Source organism: Streptomyces yamdrokensis (assembly GCF_053890455.1).
This window is the reverse complement of sequence record NZ_CM132679.1, coordinates 5,655,909-5,681,309: the sequence shown is the minus strand read 5'-3', so window position 1 is coordinate 5,681,309 and position 25,401 is coordinate 5,655,909. Positions and strand designations below refer to the sequence as shown.

General features: G+C 72.1%; 19 protein-coding genes and 1 pseudogene. 7 read left to right on the top strand and 13 right to left on the bottom strand.

Annotation, left to right across the window (positions count from 1 at the left end):
• Positions 1–53: 53 nt before the first annotated feature.
• From ACWZEH_RS25350 to ACWZEH_RS25340, 3 genes are all read right to left on the bottom strand, one after another.
• On the bottom strand, positions 54–1,499 hold the full coding sequence (locus ACWZEH_RS25350) for an aldehyde dehydrogenase family protein (RefSeq protein ID WP_456199819.1): 1,446 nt from the start codon (positions 1,497–1,499) through the stop codon (positions 54–56).
• Between the two features lie 218 nt (positions 1,500–1,717).
• A complete protein-coding gene (locus ACWZEH_RS25345; protein ID WP_456193401.1) occupies positions 1,718–3,331 on the bottom strand; it encodes a PucR family transcriptional regulator in 1,614 nt (537 codons plus the stop codon).
• Positions 3,332–3,489: 158 nt separating this feature from the next.
• The gene (locus ACWZEH_RS25340; RefSeq protein ID WP_456193400.1) at positions 3,490–5,628 is read right to left on the bottom strand and encodes an ATP-binding protein; all 2,139 of its coding nucleotides are present in this window, start codon (positions 5,626–5,628) and stop codon (positions 3,490–3,492) included.
• Positions 5,629–6,019: 391 nt separating this feature from the next.
• On the opposite strand from ACWZEH_RS25340, the gene gabT reads away from it, so the two are divergent.
• Entirely contained in the window at positions 6,020–7,354 is a 1,335-nt protein-coding gene (gabT, locus tag ACWZEH_RS25335; protein WP_456193399.1) for a 4-aminobutyrate--2-oxoglutarate transaminase, read from the top strand.
• A 479-nt stretch (positions 7,355–7,833) separates the two neighbouring features.
• Positions 7,834–8,463, top strand: coding sequence for a phosphatase PAP2 family protein (locus ACWZEH_RS25330; protein ID WP_456193398.1), 630 nt, complete (start codon positions 7,834–7,836; stop codon positions 8,461–8,463).
• A 374-nt stretch (positions 8,464–8,837) separates the two neighbouring features.
• On the opposite strand, the gene ACWZEH_RS25325 is transcribed toward ACWZEH_RS25330, so the two are convergent.
• From ACWZEH_RS25325 to ACWZEH_RS25295, 7 genes are all read right to left on the bottom strand, one after another.
• On the bottom strand, positions 8,838–9,293 hold the full coding sequence (locus ACWZEH_RS25325) for a hypothetical protein (protein WP_456193397.1): 456 nt from the start codon (positions 9,291–9,293) through the stop codon (positions 8,838–8,840).
• 216 nt (positions 9,294–9,509) lie between these two features.
• Positions 9,510–10,913 carry an NAD(P)/FAD-dependent oxidoreductase gene (locus ACWZEH_RS25320; protein ID WP_456193396.1) on the bottom strand — a complete coding sequence of 468 codons (1,404 nt, stop codon included), beginning with the start codon at positions 10,911–10,913 and terminating at the stop codon, positions 9,510–9,512.
• Positions 10,914–10,925: 12 nt separating this feature from the next.
• Positions 10,926–11,726, bottom strand: a complete 801-nt coding sequence (locus tag ACWZEH_RS25315; protein WP_456193395.1) for an ABC transporter permease — start codon at positions 11,724–11,726, stop codon at positions 10,926–10,928.
• Complete coding sequence (locus ACWZEH_RS25310; protein WP_456193394.1) at positions 11,727–12,668, bottom strand: ABC transporter permease; 942 nt, start codon at positions 12,666–12,668, stop codon at positions 11,727–11,729.
• On the bottom strand, positions 12,668–13,852 hold the full coding sequence (locus ACWZEH_RS25305) for an ABC transporter ATP-binding protein (RefSeq protein WP_456193393.1): 1,185 nt from the start codon (positions 13,850–13,852) through the stop codon (positions 12,668–12,670). Before ACWZEH_RS25305 ends, ACWZEH_RS25310 begins: the two co-directional genes overlap by 1 nt.
• Before the next feature lie 4 nt (positions 13,853–13,856).
• Positions 13,857–15,104 (bottom strand): polyamine ABC transporter substrate-binding protein, encoded by a 1,248-nt coding sequence (locus ACWZEH_RS25300; protein ID WP_456193392.1) that lies wholly within the window; start codon positions 15,102–15,104, stop codon positions 13,857–13,859.
• A 48-nt stretch (positions 15,105–15,152) separates the two neighbouring features.
• The gene (locus ACWZEH_RS25295) at positions 15,153–16,688 is read right to left on the bottom strand and encodes a gamma-aminobutyraldehyde dehydrogenase (protein WP_456193391.1); all 1,536 of its coding nucleotides are present in this window, start codon (positions 16,686–16,688) and stop codon (positions 15,153–15,155) included.
• 203 nt (positions 16,689–16,891) lie between these two features.
• On the opposite strand from ACWZEH_RS25295, the gene ACWZEH_RS25290 reads away from it, so the two are divergent.
• Positions 16,892–17,518: an NADAR family protein gene (locus ACWZEH_RS25290; protein ID WP_456199817.1), complete on the top strand. Its 627-nt coding sequence runs from the start codon at positions 16,892–16,894 to the stop codon at positions 17,516–17,518.
• Positions 17,519–17,677: 159 nt separating this feature from the next.
• Here the strand turns inward: ACWZEH_RS25290 and ACWZEH_RS25285 are convergent, their stop codons facing one another.
• Positions 17,678–18,643: a DUF4190 domain-containing protein gene (locus tag ACWZEH_RS25285; protein ID WP_456200033.1), complete on the bottom strand. Its 966-nt coding sequence runs from the start codon at positions 18,641–18,643 to the stop codon at positions 17,678–17,680.
• A gap of 98 nt (positions 18,644–18,741) precedes the next feature.
• Here ACWZEH_RS25285 and ACWZEH_RS25280 point away from each other — a divergent pair.
• Positions 18,742–19,880, top strand: a pseudogene (locus ACWZEH_RS25280) (adenosine deaminase).
• Between the two features lie 59 nt (positions 19,881–19,939).
• Complete coding sequence (locus ACWZEH_RS25275; RefSeq protein WP_456193390.1) at positions 19,940–20,662, top strand: glycerophosphodiester phosphodiesterase; 723 nt, start codon at positions 19,940–19,942, stop codon at positions 20,660–20,662.
• Positions 20,663–20,695: 33 nt separating this feature from the next.
• On the opposite strand, the gene ACWZEH_RS25270 is transcribed toward ACWZEH_RS25275, so the two are convergent.
• Both ACWZEH_RS25270 and ACWZEH_RS25265 read right to left on the bottom strand, forming a co-directional pair.
• The gene (locus tag ACWZEH_RS25270; protein WP_456193389.1) at positions 20,696–21,184 is read right to left on the bottom strand and encodes a hypothetical protein; all 489 of its coding nucleotides are present in this window, start codon (positions 21,182–21,184) and stop codon (positions 20,696–20,698) included.
• 621 nt (positions 21,185–21,805) lie between these two features.
• Positions 21,806–23,245: a gamma-aminobutyraldehyde dehydrogenase gene (locus ACWZEH_RS25265; RefSeq protein WP_456193388.1), complete on the bottom strand. Its 1,440-nt coding sequence runs from the start codon at positions 23,243–23,245 to the stop codon at positions 21,806–21,808.
• A 180-nt stretch (positions 23,246–23,425) separates the two neighbouring features.
• On the opposite strand from ACWZEH_RS25265, the gene ACWZEH_RS25260 reads away from it, so the two are divergent.
• Positions 23,426–23,944 (top strand): Lrp/AsnC family transcriptional regulator, encoded by a 519-nt coding sequence (locus ACWZEH_RS25260; RefSeq protein WP_456193387.1) that lies wholly within the window; start codon positions 23,426–23,428, stop codon positions 23,942–23,944.
• Between the two features lie 2 nt (positions 23,945–23,946).
• Positions 23,947–25,320 (top strand): aspartate aminotransferase family protein, encoded by a 1,374-nt coding sequence (locus ACWZEH_RS25255; RefSeq protein WP_456193386.1) that lies wholly within the window; start codon positions 23,947–23,949, stop codon positions 25,318–25,320.
• The last annotated feature ends 81 nt before the right edge of the window (positions 25,321–25,401 follow it).

Below are 25,401 nucleotides of genomic sequence, written 5' to 3'. Positions count from 1 at the left end.
GAAGGCATCGGTGCCGGGCCCCTTCCGGCGGCGTCAGGAACCCGCCGTCCGCCTCAGAGGGCGAGGCCGGTCAGGACCATCACCCGCTCGTAGGTGTAGTCGTCCATCGCGAACCTCACGCCCTCGCGGCCCACACCGGACTGCTTGGCACCGCCGTACGGCATCTGGTCGGCGCGGTAGGAGGGCACGTCGCCGATGACGACCCCGCCGACCTCCAGGGCTCGGTGGGCCCGGAAGGCGGCCTGGAGGTCGTGGGTGAACACCCCTGCCTGGAGGCCGTACTTGGAGTCGTTGACTGCGGTGAAGGCCGCTTCCTCGCCGTCCACCTTCGTCACCGTCAGGACGGGACCGAAGACCTCCTCGCGGGCGATCGTCACCCCGGCCGGTACGTCGGCGAGCACGGTCGGCGCGTAGGAGGCGCCGTCGCGCTTGCCCCCGGTGAGGACGGCGGCGCCGGCCTCGACGGCCTCCTGGACCCATGCCTCGACCCGCTCGGCGGCGTCCCGGCTGACCAGCGGGCCGACGTCGGTCGCGTCGTCGGCCGGGTCGCCGGTGACCTGGGTCTCCACGGCGGCGACGATGCGCGGCAGCAGCCTGTCGTACACGGAGGCGTCCGCGATGACCCGCTGCACGGAGATGCAGGACTGGCCGCCCTGGTAGTTGGAGAAGGTGGCGATGCGCTGCGCGGCGCGGTCCAGGTCCTCGTCACTCGCCCAGTCGGCGAGGACGACGGCCGCGCCGTTGCCGCCGAGCTCCAGGGTGCAGTGCTTGCGCGGCACCGAGTCCATGATCGCGTAGCCGACCTTCTCGGAGCCGGTGAAGGAGATCACCGGCAGCCGCTCGTCCTGCACCAGGGCGGGCATGCGGTCGTTCGGGACCGGGAGGATGCTCCAGGAGCCGGCCGGCAGCTCGGTCTCGGCGAGCAGTTCGCCGATGAGCAGCCCGGACAGCGGGGTCGCCGGAGCGGGCTTGAGGACGATGGGGACGCCGGCGGCGATGGCCGGGGCGATCTTGTGGGCGCACAGGTTCAGCGGGAAGTTGAACGGCGCGATGCCCAGGACGACGCCCTTGGGGAACCGCCGCGTGAGGGCGAGCCGTCCCTGGCCGCCGGGGTCGGTGTCGAGCCGCTGGCCCTCGCCGCCGTTGAACCGGCGTGCCTCCTCGGCGGCGAACCGGAACACGGACACGGCCCGGCCGACCTCGCCGCGCGCCCACTTGACCGGCTTGCCGTTCTCGGCGGAGATCAGCCGGGCGATGTCCTCGGCGCGCTCGGCGAGCCGTCGGCCGACGTGGTCGAGAGCGGCCGCGCGGACATGGGCGGGGGTGGCCGCGAACTCGTCCCGTACGGCGTACGCGGCGGCCACGGCCTCCTCGACCTGGGCGTCGGTGGGCTCGCTCACCGTGCCGACGACCCGACCGTCCCACGGAGAGGTGACGTCGAAGGCGGCCTCGCCGGTGGCCTGTCGGCCCGCGAGCCAGAAGGGGTGGGTGGCCGCCATGTCTTTCTGGGGCATGAGTGATCCGGCCCTTCCGCGTTGGGGGTGTACGTGGCCTGTTGCGTCCACCGTAGGGGCGCGCCGGCGACGTGACGCTTGTCCGAGTCGTAGCAGTCGCTTCCCGGTGCGCGCCGCTTTGGCAGATCGGCCGGCGGTCGGCGGTCGGCGGTCGGCAGGAAAGCAGGAAGGCAGGAAGGCAGTCCGTCGCGCCGTCGCGGCCGTCAGTCGGACGACGTCGCCTTCAGCGCCAGCCACAGCTCCATGCGGACGTCCGGGTCGTCCAGGGAGCGGCCGAGGATCTCCTCGACGCGGCGCATGCGGTAGCGGAGGGTGTGGCGGTGCACACCTAGGTCGGCGGCCGCGGCGTCCCACTGCCCGTGCCGGGAGAGCCAGGCGCGCAGGGAGGCGACGAGGTCACCGCGCCCGGTCGCGTCGTGTTCGTTCAGGGGCCGCAGCAGTCCGTCGGCGAAGGCGCGGACCGCGTCGTCCGCGAGCAGCGGCACCACGGACCCGGCGGCCATCTGCTCGTGCTCCACCAGCACCCGCCCCCGCCTCCTGGCCACCGACAGCGCCTGTCCGGCCTGCTTGTAGGCGGCGGAGGCGGCGATGGGACCGACCGGTGCGGACAGGCCCACGACCAGTTCGTCCTCGCCGACGCCCGCGAAGGGCTCGTGGGCGCCCCCGGCACCGCGCGCGGCCTCCAGGGCGGCCGCGTGGTCGCGGCACGCAGCCACGGCCGCGCCGCCGTCGGCGGCCAGCACCACCAGTCGCTCTCCCTCCGGCACGACCAGGACCGCCTCGCCGGAGCGGGCGGCGGCGGACTCCACGGCTTCCGCGAGCGCGCCGAGGGCGTCGCCGTTCGGGTCGCCCTGGGCGCGGGCGGCGGGCGCCGTGCCCGTCTCGGCCACGACGACCCTGAAGGGCGCGTCCAGGAGACCGCCGTACAGGTGTCCGGCCACCGCGCGGGCGTGGTCCGGCTCCCCGGCGAGCAGCATGCGCAGGACGGCGGCCCCGATCCGCTGCTCGGCGGCGTGCAGGGAGCGGGAGCGCTCCGTGGTCAGGGTGAGCAGCGCGATGGCGGAGTGGACGGCGTACCGCTCGGCGGTGCCGAGCGTGGCGGCCGTCCCGACGGCGAGCGCGGCACGGGGGCGCCGGCCGGTGCCGAGGGAGTGCAGTTCGACCCGGTCGTCGTCCTCCGGTCCGGCGACGACCGACGAGGCGGGCGCCGACCGCTCCCGCAGCCGCCGTACGTCGGCTATGAGCCGTGCGGCGCGCCGGCCCGCCCAGTCCGGTGCCGTGGCGACGACGGCGCCCGAGGCGTCGTACAGCGCGGCCCATCCGTCGATCTGGGTGGCGAGCGCGGCCAGCAGGCCCTCGGGGCCGCCGGTCAGCCCTTGCCGGGTCAGCTCCCGCTGGGCCGCGAACCCCGCGGTCACCGCGCGGTACTGGTCGGCTGCGACGGCGGCGGAGACTGCCTTGCTGATCGCGAGGAAGGGAGTACGGCGCGGCACCTCGAGGAGCGGCAGACCCTCCTGCCGCGCGGCGTCGACCAGTGCCTCGGGGATGTCCTCGTAGTGGACGCCGACGGCGAACCCGAGGCCGACGACCCCCGCGTCCACCAGCCGCTTCACATAGCGGCGCATCGCCTCCGCGTCCTGCGCGTCCAGCTTGAGCGCGGTGATGAGCAGCAGCTCACCGCCCTCCATGTACGGCACGGGGTCGGCCAGCTCACTGGCGTGCGCCCAGCGGACCGGTACGTCGAGGCCGTCCTCGCCCGCGCGCACGGTCAGCTTGAGCGCGGAGTGGTGGGCGAGCGAAGCGAGCGTCAGGGGCATGGCGCCTTCAGATCGGCTACGGGAACGGTCGGTCGGGTATCCGGGTCGGTGAGCGGTCTGACGTTTTGGCCGTCGCGTATGAACGACCCTTGTCAATTCTGCCTCAACGTATGCACACCGCGTCACCACATGTGCCCCGCTCGCTCCCGGTGGGCTTCTCAGCCCCGCAGGTCGACCAGCAGCGGCGGCGCGTGCTCGCCCCGGACGTCGGTCAGGGACAGCACCGCGTGCCCGGCCGGCATCGCGTGCGCGAGTTCGGACGCGGACCACCGCTCCCGCTCGACCTGCCGTACGGTGACCGCCCGCGCGGTGGGCGCCTTGCCGGTGATGGCCCGCCGCACGGCGTGCCAGGCCTTGCCCGCCGGGCTCTCCGCGATGATCTGCCGGTCGGTGACGTCCCGTGCCTCGGTCCACTCCTTGCCCCAGACCTCGGCGAAGTCCTGCCCGTCCCACGGGGTGAGCCCGGCCAGCGCCATCCTGCATCCGACGGTTCCGAGCAGGGGACCGCGCAGCGGCCGCGCCACGTCGTCCAGGGTGCGCAGGGTGAGCACGGCTCCGGCGTTCGCCGACCGCAGCCGCTGGATGCCGCGTACGGCCTCGGGGGTGATGACACCGGTCGCGTCGTCCAGCACCAGGCAGGCGAACAGGGACCGGTCCTCGCGCTCCGTCACGCTCGCCGTGAACTGGGCGAGGACGAGCCGCGCCAGTACCCGCGAGGCGTCGGCGTGGCCCCGCGCGGGCAGGTCGACGCGGACCCGTACGGGATGGTCCAGCGCCTTGAGGGTGAACGGCCGGGACTGCCCGGAGGTGTCGAAGCCCCTGCTTTTGAAGAACGTCGCGAAGGCCGGCCGGTCGAGCAGCGCCACCCGGTCGGCGAGCACCCCGCCGACGTCGCCGGGGTGCGCCATCTGCCTTTCCCGCGCGTCGAGTTCGCGCAGCAGCGACTGCTGCCCCGTCTCCGTCAGGCCCCGGCGCAGCTCGGCCAGCGGGCCGGGCGAGCCGTCGAGCAGGCCGCGCAGCTCGGGGACGGAGGGGAAACGGCCGTGCACCGCGTGGAAGGGGCCGAGCAGTTGGGCGAGGACGGTGGTGGCGCGCCGGCTGTCGTTGCCGGGGTGCGGGTCGGCCAGGTCGCCGACCAGCGCCTCGGCGAGGACCGCGGCGGCCTCGTCGGGGTCGGTGGTCCCGCCGTACAGGTCGAGGTCGTACACGGAGTCGGGGTTGCCGATCCGCACCACGACGTCGTACGCGTCGGCCGGACCGGCTGCCACGCCGGCGGCACCGACGACGACCACGGCGGCGCGTCCGGCGAGCGCGTGCAGGCACAGCGACTCGGCGATCGGCCGGACGACGGCACTGGTCTTGCCGGAGCCGGCCGGTCCGACCGCGACCAGGGAGGTACCGAGCAGCTCGGGGCCGAGGGCGAGGCCGGTGCCCCGGTAGGCGTACGGGTTGCGGGCGTCGTCGGCGGTGGTGCCGAGCCGTACCTGACCGGTGACCAGGTCGTGCCGGGCCTGCCGGGCGGGCAGGTCGCGGGCGCCGGAGGGGTGAGGGCAGGCGGCGGCACCGTGGCCGAGCACGGCGCCGGTGAAGGCGGCGAGGGGGTTCCGGCCGCTGCGTACCCCCTGCCAGGCACGGCTGATCCGGGCGTGGTCGACGTCCCGCATCAGCCCGGCGCGCGCGTCGGCGGCGAGCCGGTCCGCCGCGTCGGCGGCGCCGGCGGCACGCAGCGCGGGCCAGGTGGCGGGGTCGTCCTCGGGGGTCGACTGCGGCTCCTTCGGCTCGGGGCGTCGCAGTCGGGGTGCCCCGAAACGGCGCCAGACCTCTCCCCAGCGGCCCAGCCTCCCCACCCCGATCATGATCGCGAACACGACGAGCAGGGTGTAGCCGTCCCAGACGATGAGGTTGACGATCTGGTCGTCGCTGGTGCGCCACGAATCCGGAGTGAACAGCTCCAGGGGAAGAAGCCACCAGCCGCCCAGGTAGCCGTTCGCCAGCAGTGACCAGATCAACCACCCCACGAGCAGGGCGATGAGTGCTCCGCTGAGCAGTTCCCGGGTCGCGATCTGTACCGGTTCCTCCATCGGCCGGGGCCGGTGTCCGAACCGCCATACGCCGGGCAGCGCCTCGGGGCGGGGGGTGCGCAGCCAGGTCAGGAACGCCGACCCGTCCGGCAGGGGCGGCATGTCCGGTGCCCTGACCGGCCTCGGGGGCGCCGAGGGCACCTCCGGTGGCCCGGCAGGGCGCGGCACCGGGTTCGCGTGCGTACCCCGCGTGTCCTGCGTCCCGTCGCTGTCCATCGCCCTTGCCCCCTGAGCTGCCGCGCCGTTCACCATCAGCGAGCCAATCTAACGCCCCCGCAGGGCGAGTTCACCGTTCACCCGGCCGGTCCGGGCCACGAGGGCGCTTCGTACGGTGCCGAGCGTGCCCCGGATCCCGCGCGGTTCCCGTCCGGCTCCGCGCGGCGCATGCCCGCCGGGTCCCGGGCCGCCGTCACCTCCACCGCCCCCTCCGCCTCCCTCTCTCCCGCCCTCCGTCGCCCTCTCTCCACCCTCCGTCCCCCCGCTATGTCCACACCGGACAACCCGGCCCCCCGGACAACGCCCACATGGAGCATGCCCAGCCTCTCTTCCCCGCCCTAGCCTGCGAGAAAGGAAGACACGTGTCCGTTTCACCCCCCAGGAGCCCCTCATGACCGCACTTCCGCAGGAGCGCCGCGTCGTCACCGCCATCCCGGGCCCGAAGTCGCGGGAACTGCAGGCCCGCCGTACCGCCGCGGTCGCACAGGGCGTGGGCTCCGTGCTGCCCGTGTTCGCCGCGCGTGCGGACGGCGGGATCATCGAGGACGTCGACGGCAACCGGCTGATCGACTTCGGCTCGGGCATCGCGGTGACCTCGGTCGGCGCCTCCGCCGAGGCCGTCGTACGCCGTGCCACCGCCCAGCTCGCCGACTTCACGCACACCTGTTTCATGGTCACGCCGTACGAGGGGTACGTGGCCGTGGCCGAGGCGCTCGCCGAACTGACCCCGGGCGACCACGCCAAGAAGTCGGCCCTCTTCAACAGCGGCGCCGAGGCCGTCGAGAACGCCGTCAAGATCGCGCGGGCCCACACCAAGCGGCAGGCGGTCGTGGTGTTCGACCACGGCTACCACGGCCGCACCAACCTCACCATGGCACTCACCGCGAAGAACATGCCCTACAAGCACGGCTTCGGCCCGTTCGCGCCCGAGGTGTACCGCGTCCCCGTCGCCTACGGCTACCGCTGGCCGACCGGCGCCGACAACGCCGGCCCCGAGGCCGCCGCCCAGGCCATCGACCAGATCTCCAAGCAGGTCGGCGCCGGGAACGTGGCCGCGATCGTCATCGAACCGGTGCTCGGCGAGGGCGGCTTCATCGAGCCGGCGAAGGGCTTCCTGCCCGCGATCGGCAAGTTCGCCTCGGACAACGGCATCGTGTTCGTCGCCGACGAGATCCAGTCCGGATTCTGCCGCACCGGCCAGTGGTTCGCCTGCGAGGACGAGGGCATCGTCCCGGACCTGATCACCACCGCCAAGGGAATCGCCGGCGGGCTCCCGCTCTCCGCCGTGACCGGACGCGCCGAGATCATGGACGCGGCCCACTCCGGCGGTCTCGGCGGCACCTACGGCGGCAACCCGGTGGCCTGCGCGGGCGCGCTCGGCGCCATCGAGACGATGAAGGAGCTGGACCTCAACGGGAAGGCCAAGGCGATCGAGGCGGTCATGAGGACCCGGCTGACCGCGATGGCCGAGAAGTTCGACGTCATCGGCGACATCCGCGGCCGCGGCGCCATGATGGCCATCGAGCTCGTCAAGGACCGCACGACCAAGGAGCCGAACGCGGAGACGACGGCCGCGCTGGCCAAGGCCTGCCAGCAGGAGGGTCTGCTGGTCCTGACCTGTGGCACCTACGGCAACGTGCTGCGCTTCCTGCCGCCGCTGGTCATCGGCGAGGACCTGCTGCACGAGGGCCTGGACATCCTCGAGCAGGCGTTCGCACGCGTCTGAACAGGCATTCGTGCACATCTGAGCCGCCGACGAAGCGGGTGAGCCGCTCCGGCATCCACCACCGGGGCGTGAGTGGCGGAGCGTGTGAAGAACGTGTGCGGGGTGGATGACAGGATCCGGTTGGCCCTGTCGCGGGTCCACCCCCTGCCGTAGGTTCTACCGGGACAAGAGAGACACCCGCCCACAGGTGACTGTGAGCGGTACGGGCCGAGGCCTTCCCCAGCTTCGACCTGGTCGTGCCCTCGCGCACACAACCGGAGCCCCCAGGTTCCGGGTCTCCTCACGATCGGACGGCCGCTCGCCCCAAACCCCCCGGGGCGCGCGGTGTTCCGGTCCGGACGGCTGTCCACGCGTCACGCGCGGCAGGCCGTTCCCCGAAGGGCCAGTGCTCACCCCCCCTTGCACTGGCCCTTCGGCATGCCCCGCACCGCACTCCCGCTGCGAACGGCCGTGAGCCCGCACATGCGACGCTGTGCACCATGCTGCTGTTCGGACCTCCCGTTCTCCTCTTCGCCCTGATCACCTGGCAGGTCGTCACCGACGGCCCCCTGGTGGACCTGGACGAACGGCTGAGCAGGGCGCTCGTCGAGCCGGACACGGCCTCCGAAGTGCTCGCCGACCTCGGCAACACCGAGGTGGCCGTGCCCCTCCTCGCGGCCGCCCTGGTGTACGTCGCGTGGCGGGGGCGTGTCGTGGGCCGGGACCGCTGGTGGCTGCCGCCCGCCGCCGGAGCGGTGGCGATGTCTCTGGTGCCGGTGCTCGTCGTGCCCCTGAAGGAGTGGACCGACCGACCCGGCACCCCGGCCGTGCCCCCGGCCGTCGGCTACTACCCGTCCGGCCACACCGCCACCGCCGTCGTGGCGTACGGTGCGGCGGTCCTGCTCCTCCTCCCGCTGCTGCGCTCGCCGGCGGTCCGCCGCGCGTTCCTGCTGCTCTGTGCCGCTCTGGTCGCCGGTGCCTCCTACGGGCTGGTGCGCCGGGGCTACCACTGGCCGCTGGACGTGGCGGCCGGTTGGTGTCTGGGGGCGGTCCTGCTGATCTGCCTGTGGCTGTCGGCCGGAGCAGCCGTCCGGGCCGCTGACCGGCAGCCGGCCGCTCGGCCGGAGTAGCGGTCGAAGGGCCGCTGGACCTCTCCTTCGGCCTGTCGGGTCCGGGCCGCCGTACGTCGCACGGGCCGCGCCACAGGTTCTGCCTGCGGGCGTCCTCGCGGGCTCTCGCCCTTTTGACGAGGTCCGCGTTGACGAGGTCCGCGTTGACGAGGTCCGCGTCGGCCGCACGGGCGGCCGACGAGATACCGGACGCGGCGAGAGCCACGTCGACGAGCACGGCGAGAAACCCGCACGGCCCGAACGGTCTGCGGCGATCCACGACCGCTCCCGGCTGGGGGGGAACAGCGGGGGGCGGGCGAGGGCCGGAGCGCCTTCAGCCGGTCCAGGCCGAACAGGTGGTCGGGACCTCCGCCACCGATCCGTCCTGTCGTCCGCTACGCCTTCCCCCGCTCGGCGAGCCCCGCCGCAGCCTCGTGCATGGCCAGTTCGAGCAGGACCGGATCGGTGAGCGTGCCCGACCCGTCCGGTGGGAACAGCCAGCGCGTCCCGCCGGCCGACGAGCGGCCCGGATGCGGCACCACGATCCAGGTGCCGTTCCCCGACGTACGGACACCGGTGCCGACCCAGCGGGCCGCGGTGCCCGGCGGCACGAGGAATCCCATCCGCGCGTCACCGAAGTCGACCAGCACCGGACCGGGCCGGTCGAGGACGCGGGCGAGCACGTCGAGCGTGGGGTGGCCGAGCGCGCACGGCAGGATCAGCACGTCCCACGCCTTGCCGGCCGGCAGCAGCACCACCCCGTGCGGGTCGCGCTCCCACTCCCGGCGGCACGTCTCGGGATCGGGCGCGACGGAGGAGAGCCACTCGACCGCCGACTTCGTCCCTGTCATCACAAACGCCTGCCTCTCTGTCGTGGACGCGGGAAGAAAGCGTCACGAGGGGGAGAGGAGGCTTTCCGCCGGGCATTACGCGGGTTCCGGCACCTCTCTGGAGTGAAACGGATCACACCCGGCGGAATTCGGTCCCCACTGCCGAGAACCGGCCGCGGTCGCCGGGACCCGGATTCCGGTTGCCGGTTGCCGGTTGCCGGTTGCCGGGGATCGTTCTCAGCTGTCGAAGCCCAGTCCCATCCTGTCCATCGTCCGCAGCCACAGGTTCCGGTGTCCGTCGTGCGTGTCGGCGTGCGCCAGCGACCACTTGGTGAGCGCGATGCCGGTCCAGGCGAAGGGCTCGGGCGGGAACGGCAGCGGCTTCCTGCGCACCATCTCCAGTTCCGTGCGCTCGGTGCGCTCCCCCGACAGCAGGTCCAGCATCACCTCGGCGCCGAAGCGGGTGGCGCCGACGCCGAGCCCCGTGAAGCCGGCCGCGTAGGCGGCCCTGCCCCGGTGGGCGGTGCCGTAGAACGCCGAGAAGCGGGAGCAGGTGTCGATCGCGCCGCCCCATGCGTGGGTGAAGCGGACGCCCTCCAGCTGCGGGAAGCAGGTGAAGAAGTGCTCGGCGAGCCTCGCGTAGGTCTCCGGCCGGTCGTCGTACTCGGCGCGCACCCGCCCGCCGTACGGGTAGACCGCGTCGTAACCGCCCCACAGGATGCGGTGGTCGGCGGTCAGCCGGAAGTAGTGGAACCGGTTGGCGCTGTCGCCGAGTCCCTGCCGGTTGCGCCAGCCGACGGACGCCAGCCGGGCGGCGGTGAGCGGCTCGGTCATCAGGGCGTAGTCGTAGACCGGAACGGTGTAGGCGCGGGCCCGTTTGACCAGGCTGGGGAAGACGTTGGTGCCGAGGGCGGCGGTGCGGGCGCGGATCTGCCCGTAGGGGGTGCGCACGGCCAGTCCGGCGCCGTGGGAGCGCAGGGTGAGGGCGGGGGTGTGCTCGTACACGCGGACGCCGAGGCCGAGGCAGGCCCGCTTGAGCCCCCAGGCGAGTTTCGCCGGGTGGAGCATGGCCACGCCCCTGCGGTCCCAGAGGCCGGCCAGGAAGGTGGGCGAGTCGACCTGGGCGCGGACCTCGTCCGTGTCCAGGAACTCCACCCCCTCCGCGAGGCCCCGGCGGTCGATTTCCCGGTACCGGTCGCGCAGTTCGCGTGCCTGGTGGGGCGCGGTGGCGACGTCGAGCTCGCCGGTGCGTTCGAAGTCGCAGTCGATGGCGTGGCGGGCGACCGTCTCCTCGATGGCGTCGAGATTGCGGGCGCCCAGCCGCTCCAGTTCGTGGATCTCGTCCGGCCAGCGGGTCAGGCCGTTGGACAGACCGTGGGTGAGGGAGGCGGCACAGAATCCGCCGTTGCGGCCCGAGGCCGCCCAGCCCACCTCGCGTCCCTCCACCAGGACGACGTCCCGCCCCGGGTCGCGTTCCTTGGCGATCAGCGCCGTCCACAGTCCGCTGTATCCGCCGCCCACCACCAGCAGGTCGCAGCTCTCGGCGCCGGTGAGGGCGGGCCGGGGTTCCGGCCGGCCGGGGTCGTCCAGCCAGTACGCGGACGGACGGGCGTCGGCGAGGGATTTCGTCCAACGGCTCATGGTCCCGGCCCCCTACGCCTTCTGCCGCTTGCGGCGGTTGCCGACGGCCATGGAGACCAGCACCAGCAGCACGGCGAGGACGAACATGGCCGTACCGACGACGTTGATCTGTACCGGGGTTCCGCGCTGCGCGGAACCCCAGACGAACATCGGGAAGGTGACGGTGGACCCCGAGTTGAAGTTGGTGATGATGAAGTCGTCGAAGGACAGGGCGAAGGCGAGGAGCGCGCCCGCCGCGATGCCGGGGGCGGCGATCGGCAGGGTGACCCGCAGGAACGTCTGGACCGGGCCGGCGTACAGGTCCTGGGCGGCCTGCTCGAGGCGCGGGTCCATCGACATCACGCGCGCCTTGACGGCGACCACGACGAAGCTGAGGCAGAACATGACGTGGGCGATGAGGATCGTCCAGAAGCCGAGCTGGACACCCATGTTGAGGAACAGGGTCAGCAGCGACGCCGCCATGACCACCTCGGGCATCGCCATCGGCAGGAAGACCAGCGAGTTCACGGTGGAACGGGCACGGAAGCGGTAGCGGACGAGCGCGAAGGCGATCATGGCGCCGAGCACGGTGGCGCCGAGGGTCGCCCACAGGGCGATCCGGAGGCTGAGCGACAGCGAGCCGCACAGGCCGGAGACCCCGCACGGGTCCTTCCAGGCGTCGGTGGAGAACTCCTGCCACTCGTAGTTGAAGCGACCCTTGGGCTTGTTGAGGGAGAACACGGCCACCACCACGACCGGCAGCAGCAGATACGCGAGCGTCAGCAGTCCCGCGATGACGACGAGACGGCGCCTGAGCCAGTTGACGAAGGCCATTTACACCAGATCCTCCGTGCCGGACTTGCGGATGTAGAACGTGACGGCGAAGAGGATCGCGGCCATCAGGATGAAGGAGAGCGCCGCGGCCGTCGGGTAGTCCAGGATGCGCAGGAACTGCGTCTGGATCACGTTGCCGATCATGCGGGTGTCGGTGGAGCCGAGCAGGTCCGCGTTGATGTAGTCGCCGGTGGCCGGGATGAAGGTCAGCAGCGTGCCGGAGACGACGCCGGGCATCGACAGCGGGAGCGTGACCCTGCGGAAGGTGGTCGAGGGCTTGGCGTACAGGTCGTTCGCCGCCTCGTGCAGCCGGGGGTCGATGCGCTCGAGGGAGGTGTAGAGCGGCAGGACCATGAACGGCAGGAAGTTGTACGTCAGACCGCAGACGACGGCGAGCGGTGTGGCCAGCACCCGGTCGCCGGCGGTCCAGCCGAGCCAGGAGGTGACGTCCAGGACGTGCAGCGTGTTCAGGATCTCGACCACGGGGCCGCTGTCGGCGAGGATCGTCTTCCAGGCGAGGGTACGGATCAGGAAGCTCGCGAAGAACGGCGCGATCACCAGGACCATGATCAGGTTCCGCCAGCGTCCCGCCCGAAAGGCGATCAGATACGCCAGCGGGTAGCCGAGCACCAGGCACAGCACGGTCGCGGAGGCCGCGTAGAGCACCGAGCGGACGAACTGCGGCCAGTACTCGGACAGCGCGTCCCAGTAGGTGGCGAAGTGCCAGGTGACCTCGTAGCCCTCCTCCAGGGAGCCCGTCTGGACGGAGGTGGAGGCCTGGTAGACCACCGGCAGCGCGAAGAAGACGAACAGCCACAGCAGACCGGGCAGCAGAAGCAGGTACGGCGTCCGGCGGCCCCGCTTGCGCGGCGGTCTCGCCTGCGGGGCCGGCACCAGGGGCGGCGATGACCGGGGCGGCGGTGACTGGGCGACGGTGGCCATCAGGCGGCCTCCTCCTCGACGGTCCGAGCACCGGCGGAGCCCGCTGTCCCCGCGAGCAGGGACTGGGCGGCGTCGAGACCGAAGGTGTGCGCCGGGTTCCAGTGCAGGACGACCTCGGCGCCGGGCACCAGCCGGTCGTCGCGGTCGATGTTCTGGACGTAGACCTCGAACGCGGTGCAGACCGGGCTGTCGACGACGAACTGGGTGGAGACGCCGAGGTAGCTGGAGTCGGAGATCCGGCCGGTGATCCGGTTGCGGCCCCCGGGTATGCGTCCGGCGTCGTCGGCGTGGACGAGGGAGATCTTCTCAGGGCGCACCCCGAGCAGCACCTTGCCGCCGGCCGCCGTGGGGCCGCTGTTGCGTGCCGCGGGGAGGACGAGCTTGCCGTCGCCCGCCTTCAGCACGATGTCGTCGCCCGACCTGGTGTCGACGTCGGCCTCGATGAAGTTGGACGTGCCGAGGAAGTCGGCGACGAACGTGGTGCGCGGGTTCTCGTACAGCTCGGTGGGCGTGCCGAGCTGCTCGACGCGGCCGGCGTTCATCACGGCGACCGTGTCGGCCATGGTCATGGCCTCCTCCTGGTCGTGCGTGACATGCACGAAGGTGATGCCGACCTCGGTCTGGATGCGTTTGAGCTCCAGCTGCATCCTGCGGCGCAGTTTCAGGTCGAGGGCGCCGAGCGGCTCGTCGAGCAGCAGCACCTTCGGATGGTTGATCAGGGCGCGGGCCACGGCGACGCGCTGCTGCTGGCCGCCGGAGAGCTGGTGCGGCTTCCTGCGGGCCTGCTCGCCGAGCTGGACGAGCTCCAGCATCTCCCCGACCTGCTTCTTCACGCTCTTGATGCCGCGCCGGCGCAGACCGAAGGCGACGTTCTCGAAGATGTCGAGGTGCGGGAAGAGGGCGTAGGACTGGAAGACGGTGTTCACCGGCCGCTTGTACGGCGGGAGCGCGGTGACGTCCTGGTCGCCGAGGTGGACGGCACCGGCGGTGGGTTCCTCCAGGCCGGCGATCATTCTGAGGGTGGTGGTCTTGCCGCAGCCGGACGCGCCGAGCAGGGCGAAGAAGGAGCCCTCGGGCACGGTCAGGTCGAGGGGGTGGACGGCGGTGAACGCGCCGTAGGTCTTGCTCAGGCCGGTGAGGCGGACGTCCCCGCCGTGGGCGGCCGTGTCGTTGGTCGTCTTCATCTCGTCACGCCCCCGTGAGCTTCGCGAACTTCGTTTCGAATGCCGTCTCTTCCTCGGTGCTCAGGGAGCGGAAGGCACGGGACTTGGCCTGCATGGCCTGGTCGGGGAGGATCAGCGGGTTGTTCGCCGCGTCCTCGTCGATCTTCGCGAGCTCGTCCCGCACGCCTTCGACCGGACAGACGAAGTTGATGTAGGCGGCGAGTTCGGCGGCCGGCCGCGGCTCGAAGTAGTAGTCGATGAGCCGCTCGGCGTTGGTCTTGTGCCGGGCCCTGTTCGGGATCATCAGGTTGTCGCTGGACGTCATGTAGCCGCTGTCCGGGACCAGGAAGTCGATGTCCGGGTTGTCCGCCTTCAGCTGGACGACGTCCCCGGCCCAGGCCACGCAGGCCGCGAAGTCGCCCTTGTTGAGGTCGGAGGTGTAGTCGTTGCCGGTGAAGCGGCGGACCTGCCCCTTGTCGACGGCCTTCTGGAGCCGGGCGATCCCCGCGTCGTAGTCGTCGGCGGTGAACTTCCCCGGGTCCTTGTCCATGTCGAGCAGGGTCAGCCCCATGGTGTCGCGCATCTCGGTGAGGAGGCCGACGCGCCCCTTGAGCCTCGGGTTGTCCAGCAGGTCGGAGAGGGTCTTCACCTCGACGCCGTCGAGCGCCTTCTTGTTGTAGGCGATGACGGCGGCGATGCCCTGCCAGGGGTAGGAGTAGGCGCGGCCCGGGTCCCAGTCGGGGCTGCGGAACTGCGGCGACAGGTTGGCGTAGGCGTGCGGCAGGTTGGACGGGTCCAGTTTCTGCACCCAGCCCAGGCGTATCAGGCGGGCGGCCAGCCAGTCGGTGAGGACGATGATGTCGCGGCCCGTGTCCTGGCCGGCGGCGAGCTGCGGCTTGATCTTGCCGAAGAACTCGGTGTTGTCGTTGATGTCCTCGGTGTACGCGACCTCGATGCCGGTCCGTTCGGTGAACGCGTCCAGCGTGGGGTGCCGGCGCCCGCCGTCGTCGACGTCCATGTACTCGGTCCAGTTGGAGAAGGCGACACGTTTCTCCTTCTTCGAGTGGTCCTCGGCCGGTACGCCGCCCCGGGTGTTGCCCGCCGGAGGGATGCCGCAGGCACTCAGCGCCCCTATTCCGCCGGCCGCGAGCGCACCGCCCGCGGAGGCGCGCAGCAGGGACCTGCGCGACAGGGCCGCCCCGCCGCCTCGGAAGCCGCGCCGCACGGCGGCCACCCGGGCCGGGGAGAGGCGGTCGGGCTCGTACTGCTCCATACGCGTGGTGCCTTTCGGGAGAGGGGCCGCGGGTCGGACGGCCGGCTGCTATCGGTCCCCGAAGATCGTGCGGTGCCAGTCCTTGCGGACCACCGCGGTGTTGTCGAACATGACGTGCTTGAGCTGGGTGTACTCCTCGAACGAGTACGCGGACATGTCCTTGCCGAAGCCGGACGCCCGGTAGCCGCCGTGCGGCATCTCGCTGATGATCGGGATGTGGTCGTTGATCCACACGCATCCGGCCCTGATCTCGCGCGTGGCACGGCCGGTGCGGTACACGTCCCGGCTCCAGGCCGAGGCGGCGAGTCCGTACGGCGTGTCGTTGGCGAGCGCGATGCCCTCGTCGTCGGTGTCGAAGGGCAGGACCACCAGCACCGGTCCGAAGATCTCGGCCTGCACCGCCTCGCTGTCCTGCGGGGCGTCCGCGATCAGCGTGGGCCGGTAGTAGGCGCCGGCTGCGAGTTCCCCGCCCGGGGCCTCGCCGCCGGTCACGACGCGCGCGTAGGCGCGCGCCCGGTCGACGAAGCCGGCCACCCTCTCGCGCTGCGCGTGCGAGACCAGCGGGCCGAGGTCGGTCCCGGCGGCGAAGGGGTCGCCGAGCCGCACGGTCTCCATCAGTGCGGCGGTGCGTTCCACGAACTCCTCGTAGAGGGACCGCTGCACATACGCGCGTGTGGCGGCCGTGCAGTCCTGGCCGGTGTTGATGAGCGCGCCCGCGACCGCGCCGTTGACGGCGGCGCCGAGGTCGGCGTCGTCGAAGACCACGAAGGGCGCCTTGCCGCCGAGTTCGAGGTGGACGCGCTTGACGGTGGCGGTGGCGACGGCGGCGACCCGCTTGCCCACGGCGGTGGAGCCGGTGAAGGAGGTCATGGCCACGTCGGGATGGCCGACGAGGTGCTCGCCCGCCTCCTGACCGGTGCCGGTGACGATGTTGATCACGCCGTCCGGGATGCCTGCGTCGGTGGCCGCCCGGGCGAAGAGGAGCGAGGTCAGTGGGGTGATCTCGGCGGGCTTGAGGACGATCGTGTTGCCCGCGGCGATCGCCGGGAGGATCTTCCACGCGGCCATCTGGAGGGGGTAGTTCCAGGGCGCGACGGAGCCGACCACCCCGATGGGCTCGCGGCGCACGTAGGAGGTGTGGTCGCCGGAGTACTCACCGGCCGACTGACCCGTCAGGTGCCGGGCGGCGCCTGCGAAGAAGGCGATGTTGTCGATGCTCCCGGGGACGTCGAACTCCCGGCTCAGTTTCAGGGGCTTGCCGCACTGCAGGGACTCGGCGCGGGCGAAGTCCTCGGCACGCTCGGCGACCACGGCGGCGAACCGGTGCATCGCGTCGGACCGCTCGCCCGGGGTGGCACCGGCCCACGCCCCGAACGCCTCCCGCGCGGCGGCGACGGCCGCGTCCACGTCGTCGGTGCCGGCGAGGTCGTAGGTGCACACGTCCTCGCCGGTGGCCGGGTCGACGACCGTGTGCGTACGGCCCGAGGTGCCCCTCGCCAGGCGGCCCGCGACGAACTGCGCCCCGTCGGCGAACCGTTCCCGGGCCGGGAACCGTTCCGGGGTGGCCTTGCCCGGGTGCTGCATGTCGCTCTCCTCCGTTTTCACCGAGGGGGTGGCGTGGCGCCGGCTCGATTTGAGTGCCGATCCTGGCAGAGGTATGCGATGCCAACAAGTGATTCCGTTGTTTCCATTTGGTTAAGCAACGAAATCTGTCGACAGGGCTTCTGGGCACCACGGAAAAGGCAGGCTGGTTGTCGGTGCCGCCTGCGAAACTCGCGCGCATGGGGATGAACACGGAGACGGGAACGGCGGGGGACGGGGCTGTGCCCGGGACTGCGGTGGGAGCGGGGGCGACCGGTTCCCGTGAGGCCCTGATCGAGGCACTGGCGGCCGGGAAGCGGGTCAAGTACCTGCACTTCTGGGGGCACCGGCCGCTGCCCGACGGCCGGATCGGGGCGGGCTGCCTGAGCCAGTGGTGGCCGTCGCCGTTCACGGTGGACGGCGTGACCTACGCGACCGCCGAGCACTGGATGATGGCGGCCAAGGCCCGGATATTCGCCGACCCGGAGGCGGAACGGAGGATCCTGGCCGCGCAGCACCCCGCCGACGCGAAGAAGGAGGGCCGGCTCGTCCGGGACTTCGACGAGGCGACCTGGCGGCGCGAGCGGTTCCGCGTCGTCGTCGAGGGCAGCACGCACAAGTTCGCGGCCCACGCGGACCTGCGCGCCTTCCTGCTGAACACGGGCGCCCGCGTCCTGGTCGAGGCGAGCCCCAGGGACCGCGTCTGGGGCATCGGCCTCCCGGCCGGCGACGAGAGGGCCTCGGATCCCGCCCGGTGGCGCGGCCCGAACCTCCTGGGCTTCGCCCTCATGCGGGCCCGCGCGCATCTCCGGGAGAACAACGGGGCAGGGTGACCCGTGCCGCGGCACGGGTCACCCTGGTGCTCCCTGGTGCACTCCGGTTCGGTCGGTGCCGTCCGGACGGCCCGGTGGCCACCACCCCGTCCGGGCCAGGGCCCGAACGGCGCGTCAGGGCACCGTGGGGCGAGGTTCCCCGACGCGGGGCCGGAGCGCTCAGAGCAGGGCGACGAGGAGGCCGAAGCCGCCGCCCAGCACGATGCCGGCCCCGCCGCAGATGAGGCCTGCCAGGGCGTGGCCCGGGTTCGTGGCCTCGCCGCGGGCCGCCTTGCCCCGGCCGAGGGCACTGAAGATCACGGCCAGGACGCCGAGCGCGACGGCCAGCGGCCAGAGGCAGAAGACGCAGGCCGAGATGATCCCGAGCACGAGTCCTGTGACGCCCATGCCGTTGGCCGGCTGCAAAGGCATGCCGGTCCAGCCGTGGTGACCCTGGTCGGGCATGCCGCCGTAGGCGGGAGCACCGGCGTGGCCGGGCGGCTGTGCGGCCGGGTGGGCGTATCCGCCCTGGTGCCCGCTCCCGTGGCCGCCCGGGTAGCCGTACGGCACCTGGCCGGGACCGCCGGGGGCGATGGGCGGCGGCGGGACCGGCTCGGCGGCCGGGGGCGCGAAGGGGTTGGAGGCCGTGGCTCCAAAACCGGCGGGCGCGGGCGGCGCGGGAGCGGACGGGGTGGAAGGGCCCGAGGGACCGGCGGGGCCCGCCCAGGGCTGGGCGGGCGGCGTGGCCGAAGGTGCGGCCGGGGCACTCGCCGCGGGGAAGGACGTGACCGTCCGCTGGTTGTGCACGGAAGGCGTCGAGGGAGCGGACGGGGTGCCGGAGGCCGGGGGCGCGCCGGCCGCGCCGGGTGTCCCCGGGGCAAAAGCCGGAGGGTCGAACTCCGGGAGCGCGAACGGGTCGGTGGCTTCGGCGGAGCCCGACGGACCGGACGCGCCGCGGCCGCCGAGGTCCAGCCGGGTCAGCTCGGGCGGCGACACTTCCCGTGGCGGACTCTGGGGCGGCTGGGCCTGCGCGGCCCCGCTGTCGGCGGGTGCCGCCCAGACGTCGTCATGAGCGTGCGGGTCCCGGGGCGGAGTGCCGCCCGCCGGGTTCCCCCGCGCTTCCGGCGCCTGCGCGTCGTCGGACATGCGCTGGACCCCCTCCGTCGAACGTCCCGTCATGGTACGGCCCGACGCCGCCCCGTGCGCGCCCGGCCTACGATGACTCCCGATCCACCGATCAGCCGATCACCCGCGTCCCGCCACAGCCGCACCCCGGCCGGGGACGCCGTTTTTGGGAGGGACCATGACCGAACGCCTCGCCGCGTCCGCCGAGGCGGCGGGCAGCGGCCCGCACGACTTCATCGCCGGACTGCCCAAGGCCGAACTGCACGTGCACCACATCGGTTCCGCCTCCCCCCGCATCGTCTCGGAGCTGGCCGCCCGCCATCCCGACTCCAGGGTCCCCGTCGATCCCGAGGCGCTCGCGGACTACTTCACCTTCACGGACTTCGCCCACTTCATCGACGTGTACCTGTCCGTCGTCGACCTGGTCCGCACGCCGGAGGACGTCCGGCTGCTCACCTACGAGGTGGCGCGTGAGCTGGCCCGGCAGCAGGTGCGGTACGCCGAGCTGACGATCACCCCGTTCTCGTCGACCCGTCGCGGGATCGACGCGCGGGCGTTCATGGAGGCGATAGAGGACGCCCGCAAGGCGGCCGAGTCGGAGTTCGGGACCGTGCTGCGCTGGTGCTTCGACATCCCCGGCGAGGCCGGCCTGGAGTCCGCCGAGGAGACCACGCGGCTCGCCACCGACGACCGGCTGCGCCCGGAGGGCCTGGTCTCCTTCGGTCTGGGCGGACCCGAGATCGGGGTGCCCCGGCCGCAGTTCAAGCCGTACTTCGACCGGGCCATCGCCGCGGGCCTGCGCTCGGTACCGCACGCCGGTGAGACCACCGGCCCCGGGACGGTGTGGGACGCCCTGGTCGACCTGCGCGCGGAGCGGATCGGGCACGGCACCAGCGCCGTACAGGACCCCGAACTGCTCGCGCATCTCGCCGAGCGGCGCATCGCGCTGGAGGTGTGCCCCACCTCCAACATCGCCACCCGCGCGGTCGCCAGCCTCGACGAGCACCCGATCGGGGAGTTCGTCCGCGCCGGTGTGCTGGTCACCGTCAACTCCGACGACCCGCCGATGTTCGGCACCGACCTGAACACCGAGTACGCGATCGCCGCACGGCTGCTGGGCCTCGACGAACGGGGCCTGGCGGCACTGGCGAAGAACGCGGTGGAGGCCTCGTTCCTGGACGAGCCGGGCAAGACACGGCTGGCCGCCGAGATCGACGCGTACACCACGTCCTGGCTCGCCTCCCGACCGCTGCGGTGAAACCGTTCTCCGCCGCCGTGGACCAGCCGCCCCATGAGCCGAGCCCGCGAAGGACCGCCATGCACCACGTGACCGCCGTGGCCCACCGCGGCGACCCGTACCACGTCCGCGAGAACACGCTCGCCTCGCTGCGTTCCGCGCTCCACAAGGGGGCGGACGCGGTCGAGTTCGACGTACGCCTCACCCGGGACGGCGTACCGGTCCTGCTGCACGACGAGACGCTGAAGCGGCTCTGGGAGCACGACCGCCCGCTGCGGTCGCTGTCCTGGGAAGAGGTGCGCGGCCTGACCGGCGGCGGTGTGCCCACGCTGCCGGACGCGCTGTCGGCGACCGAGGGCGCCAGGGTCATGCTGGACCTGCCGGGCGATCCCGGCCCCCGGGTGGTGCGCCGGATCGTGGACGCCGTACGGGAGCACGGCGCCCGGGAGCGCGTCTGCTACTGCGCGGGCGCCGCCCCGATGCTCGCCGTGCGCGCGGCGGACCCGTCGGCCGAGATCGCCCTCACCGTCACGTCGTCGGCACCGCCGCGCGCCGGCGTCCTGGAGGCGGTCCGGCCGCGTTGGCTGAACTACCGCTTCGGCCTGGTCGACCGGGCCCTCGCCGACCGGGTCCACGCGGACGGCTGCCTGCTCTCCGTGTGGACCCCGGACACCCGCCGCTCCATGCGCCGCCTGCTGGCGCTGGGCGCCGACTCGATCACCACCAACCGCATCGACGTCCTGTGCGCGCTGCGCGGGCCCGCGCAGGGCGCGAGCGCCGGGTCCCCGTCACCGCGGCGGTAGCCGACCGGCGAGGGGGCCCGGTCCCGGTACGGCTCAGATGCCCATGGAGGCCATCTCGATCGCCGAGCGGTAATTGGCCGCAGTCGTCACCACACAGGCGCGGTAGGTGCGGTTGTCCTTCACGGCCAGGAAGTAGTCGCGCAGGTTCTTCCAGTAATTGACGAGGTAGCCGAGCCCCGGGACGAAGCCCGGCGGGCGCGGCACGAGGGAGAACGCCTCACTGCATCGGAGGATCTCCCCGGTGGCCGTGGACAGCACGTCGGCCACCTCGGCGTTCATGTTCCATCCGGCGGCCAGCTGAGGGGTCCAGATCGCGCCGGCCACTTCCCTGAGCTGCTGCTGCTCCTCGGGAGTCGGATCGCTCAGCGCGCTCGCCGCCACCGGGGCCGGCGCGGTGGCCGACGGTCCCCCGGCCGCGATCGCCACCGGCCCCGCGACCGTCACAGCGACCAGTGCCGCCGTCACCACGCCGCAGGCCCTCAGCCCTCGCCGTCTCGCCCTGCTGTGACCCACTGCCGTCATCGGTCGTCCCCTCCCGTCGTCCTGCCCCGGCCGGTCCCGCCGGGGACGGCCCGACCGTGTCATGAGCGGGACAACCCGGTCAACGGCGACAACGCGCCACCTTCCGCGGCCCGTGGCCGGTGGACTCCGGCCGCACCAAAGGGCCGGTACCGCCCGATGGAACGGCCCCCCACCGTCCCTCGGGCACCAGACACTCCACCGTCGCGACCACGCCCGTCGGCCCGGTGACCACGCCGGCCGGGACGGCCACCGCCATCACCCCCATCGCAGTGCCGAATTCACGGTGGTCGACGGTCCCGGCCTGCTGCCGCGTCCCCTCCGGCCCTTCCGGAACCGCTCGCGCGCCTCGGGCACATTGCGCCGCGGCCGGTCCGGCCGGATCTCCGGCGCCTTTGGGTCGCGCACCGCCCGGACCGCGAACAGCCCGTGCGTGACGGGCCCGTCCACGGGCCCGCCCCTCGGCGAGTCGCCCTTCCCGCCGCACCACCCCTCACGAGAAGGTTCCCCGCACCCTCAAGGGGCGCGGGGAACTGCGGGACCGGCTGCGGACGGCCCGCGGCCTCCGGAGGACCGGGCCCCTCGTCGCGCTCAGGACCTCGTCCGGCCGGCCCGGCAAAGCGGTTACGCGTCCAGCGACGTCATCACGTGCTTGATGCGCGTGTAGTCGTCGAACCCGTAGGCGGACAGGTCCTTGCCGTAACCGGACTTCTTGAAGCCGCCGTGCGGCATCTCCGCGACCAGCGGGATGTGGGTGTTGATCCACACGCAGCCGAAGTCGAGCTTCTTGGACATGCGCATCGCGCGGGAGTGGTCCCTGGTCCACACCGAGGAGGCCAGCGCGTACTCGACGCCGTTGGCGTACGCGACGGCCTGGTCCTCGTCGGTGAAGGTCTGGACGGTGATGACCGGGCCGAAGACCTCCTTCTGGACGATCTCGTCGTCCTGCTTCAGGCCCGAGACGACGGTCGGCGCGAAGAAGTAGCCCTTGTCGCCGACGCGCTGCCCGCCGGCCTCCACGCGCGCGTGCGCGGGCAGCCGGTCGAGGAAGCCCTGGACCTGGGCCAGCTGACCGGCGCTGTTGAGCGGGCCGAAGAGGACGTCCTCGTCGTCGGGGGCGCCCGTCTTCGTGTCGGCGGCGGCCTTGGCGAGCGCGGTGACGAACTCGTCGTGGATCGACTCGTGGACGAGGACGCGTGTGGCCGCCGTGCAGTCCTGGCCCGCGTTGAAGAAGCCGGCGACGGAGATGTCCTCGACGGCCTTGGCGATGTCGGTGTCCTCGAAGACGACGACCGGCGCCTTGCCGCCCAGCTCCAGGTGGACGCGCTTGAGGTCCTTGGACGCGGACTCGGCGACCTGCATGCCGGCCCGCACCGAACCGGTGATGGACGCCATCGCCGGGGTCTCGTGCTCGACCATCGTGCGGCCGGTGTCCCGGTCGCCGCAGACGACGTTGAAGACGCCCGTGGGCAGGACCGAGCCGAGGATCTCGGCGAGCAGGACGGTGGAGGCCGGGGTGGTGTCCGAGGGCTTGAGGACGACCGTGTTGCCCGCCGCGATCGCCGGGGCGAACTTCCACACGGCCATCATCATCGGGTAGTTCCAGGGGGCGACCTGGGCGCAGACGCCGACCGGCTCACGGCGCACGATGGAGGTCAGGCCCTCCATGTACTCACCGGCCGAGCGGCCCTCCAGCATCCGCGCCGCGCCCGCGAAGAAGCGGATCTGGTCGACCATCGGCGGGATCTCCTCGGTGCGGGTCAGCCCGATGGGCTTGCCCGTGTTCTCCACCTCGGCCGCGACGAGTTCCTCGGCGCGCTCCTCGATGGCGTCCGCCACCTTCAGCAGGGCCTTCTGCCGCTCGGCCGGCGTGGTGTCGCGCCAGCCGGGGAAGGCCTCGGCGGCGGCCGCCATCGCGGCGTCCACATCCGCCTGTCCGGACAGCGGCGCGGTCGCGTACGCCTCGCCGGTCACGGGGTTGACCACCTCGGTGGTCCGTCCGTCGGCGGCGTCACGGAACGCACCGCCGATGTAGTTGCGCAGACGTCGCAGCTCGGTGCTCACTGCAGGTCCTCCCGGTGTTCCTCGTGGGTGTCGGAGGTGTCCAACCTCTGAGACACCACCCTAGACGGACCTCTGACGCATTCAACACCCCCACCCGCCCCGAGTCTGCGAAATCCGCAGACATTAACCCTTGCGACAACGGATTTCATCGAATGCGCCTTGCGAAACAACCGAGACGTCGTGCACAGTGACCATGTGGCCAGTCGAAGCGCAGAACCCAGGGACTCCCGCGAGTCCAGGAACGGCGGCGGTCCCCACCTGGACGCCGTCTCCCTCGCCATCATCGAGCAGCTCCAGGAGGACGGCCGCAGGCCCTACGCCGCCATCGGCAAGGCCGTCGGCCTCTCGGAGGCGGCCGTGCGCCAGCGCGTCCAGAAGCTGCTCGACCAGGGCGTGATGCAGATCGTCGCCGTCACGGACCCGCTCACGGTGGGCTTCCGCCGGCAGGCGATGGTCGGCGTCGGCGTCGAGGGGGACGTGGAGTCCGTGGCGGACGCGCTGAGCGCCATGGACGAGTGCGAGTACGTGGTGATGACCGCGGGCTCCTTCGACCTCATGGTCGAGATCGTCTGCGAGGACGACGACCACCTTCTCGAGGTCATCAACAAGCGCATCCGGGCCGTGCCCGGTGTGCGCGCCACCGAGAGTTTCGTCTACCTCAAGCTCAAGAAGCAGACCTACATGTGGGGAACCCGATAATCGTGAGCACCGACAGCCCCAAGGACCTCAGCCGGACCGCGTACGACCACCTGTGGATGCACTTCACCCGCATGTCCTCGTACGAGAACTCCCCCGTGCCCACCATCGTCCGCGGCGAGGGCACCCACATCTACGACGACAGGGGCAAGCGGTACCTCGACGGTCTCGCCGGGCTGTTCGTCGTCCAGGCGGGGCACGGCAGGGTCGAGCTCGCCGAGGCCGCCTTCAAGCAGGCGCAGGAGCTGTCGTTCTTCCCGGTGTGGTCCTACGCCCACCCCAGGGCCGTCGAGCTGGCGGAGCGGCTCGCCCACGAGGCGCCGGGCGACCTGAACAAGGTCTTCTTCACGACCGGCGGCGGCGAGGCGGTGGAGACCGCCTGGAAGCTCGCCAAGCAGTACTTCAAGCTGACCGGCAAGCCGACCAAGTACAAGGTCATCTCCCGTGCGGTGGCCTATCACGGCACCCCGCAGGGTGCCCTGTCGATCACCGGCCTGCCGGCCCTGAAGGCCCCGTTCGAGCCCTTGGTGCCGGGTGCCCACAAGGTGCCGAACACCAACATCTACCGCGCCCCGATCCACGGCGACGACCCGGAGGCGTTCGGCCGCTGGGCCGCCGACCAGATCGAGCAGCAGATCCTCTTCGAGGGCCCGGACACGGTCGCCGCGGTCTTCCTGGAGCCGGTGCAGAACGCGGGCGGCTGCTTCCCGCCGCCGCCCGGCTACTTCCAGCGGGTCCGCGAGATCTGCGACCAGTACGACGTGCTGCTCGTCTCCGACGAGGTCATCTGCGCCTTCGGCCGCCTGGGCACGACGTTCGCGTGCGACAAGTTCGGCTACGTCCCGGACATGATCACCTGTGCCAAGGGCATGACGTCCGGCTACTCCCCCATCGGCGCGTGCATCGTCTCCGACCGCCTCGCCGAGCCGTTCTACAAGGGCGACAACACCTTCCTGCACGGCTACACCTTCGGCGGCCACCCCGTCTCGGCCGCGGTGGGCGTCGCCAACCTCGACCTCTTCGAGCGCGAGGGGCTCAACCAGCACGTGCTGGACCACGAGGGGGCCTTCCGCGCGACGCTCGAGAAGCTGCACGACCTGCCGATCGTCGGCGACGTCCGCGGCAACGGCTTCTTCTACGGCATCGAACTGGTCAAGGACAAGCACACCAAGGAGTCCTTCGACGACGACGAGACCGAGCGGGTCCTGTACGGCTTCCTGTCCAAGAAGCTGTACGAGAACGGCCTGTACTGCCGTGCCGACGACCGCGGCGACCCGGTGGTCCAGCTCGCCCCGCCGCTGATCTCCGACCAGGAGACCTTCGACGAGATCGAGCAGATCCTGCGCGCCACCCTCTCGGAGGCATGGACGAAGCTGTGACCCGGCACCGCGGTCCTCACGGTCCTCAGCCGTGATCTCCCGCTGTGATCTTCGGTTGGGATGATCGCATACGGCCCCGGC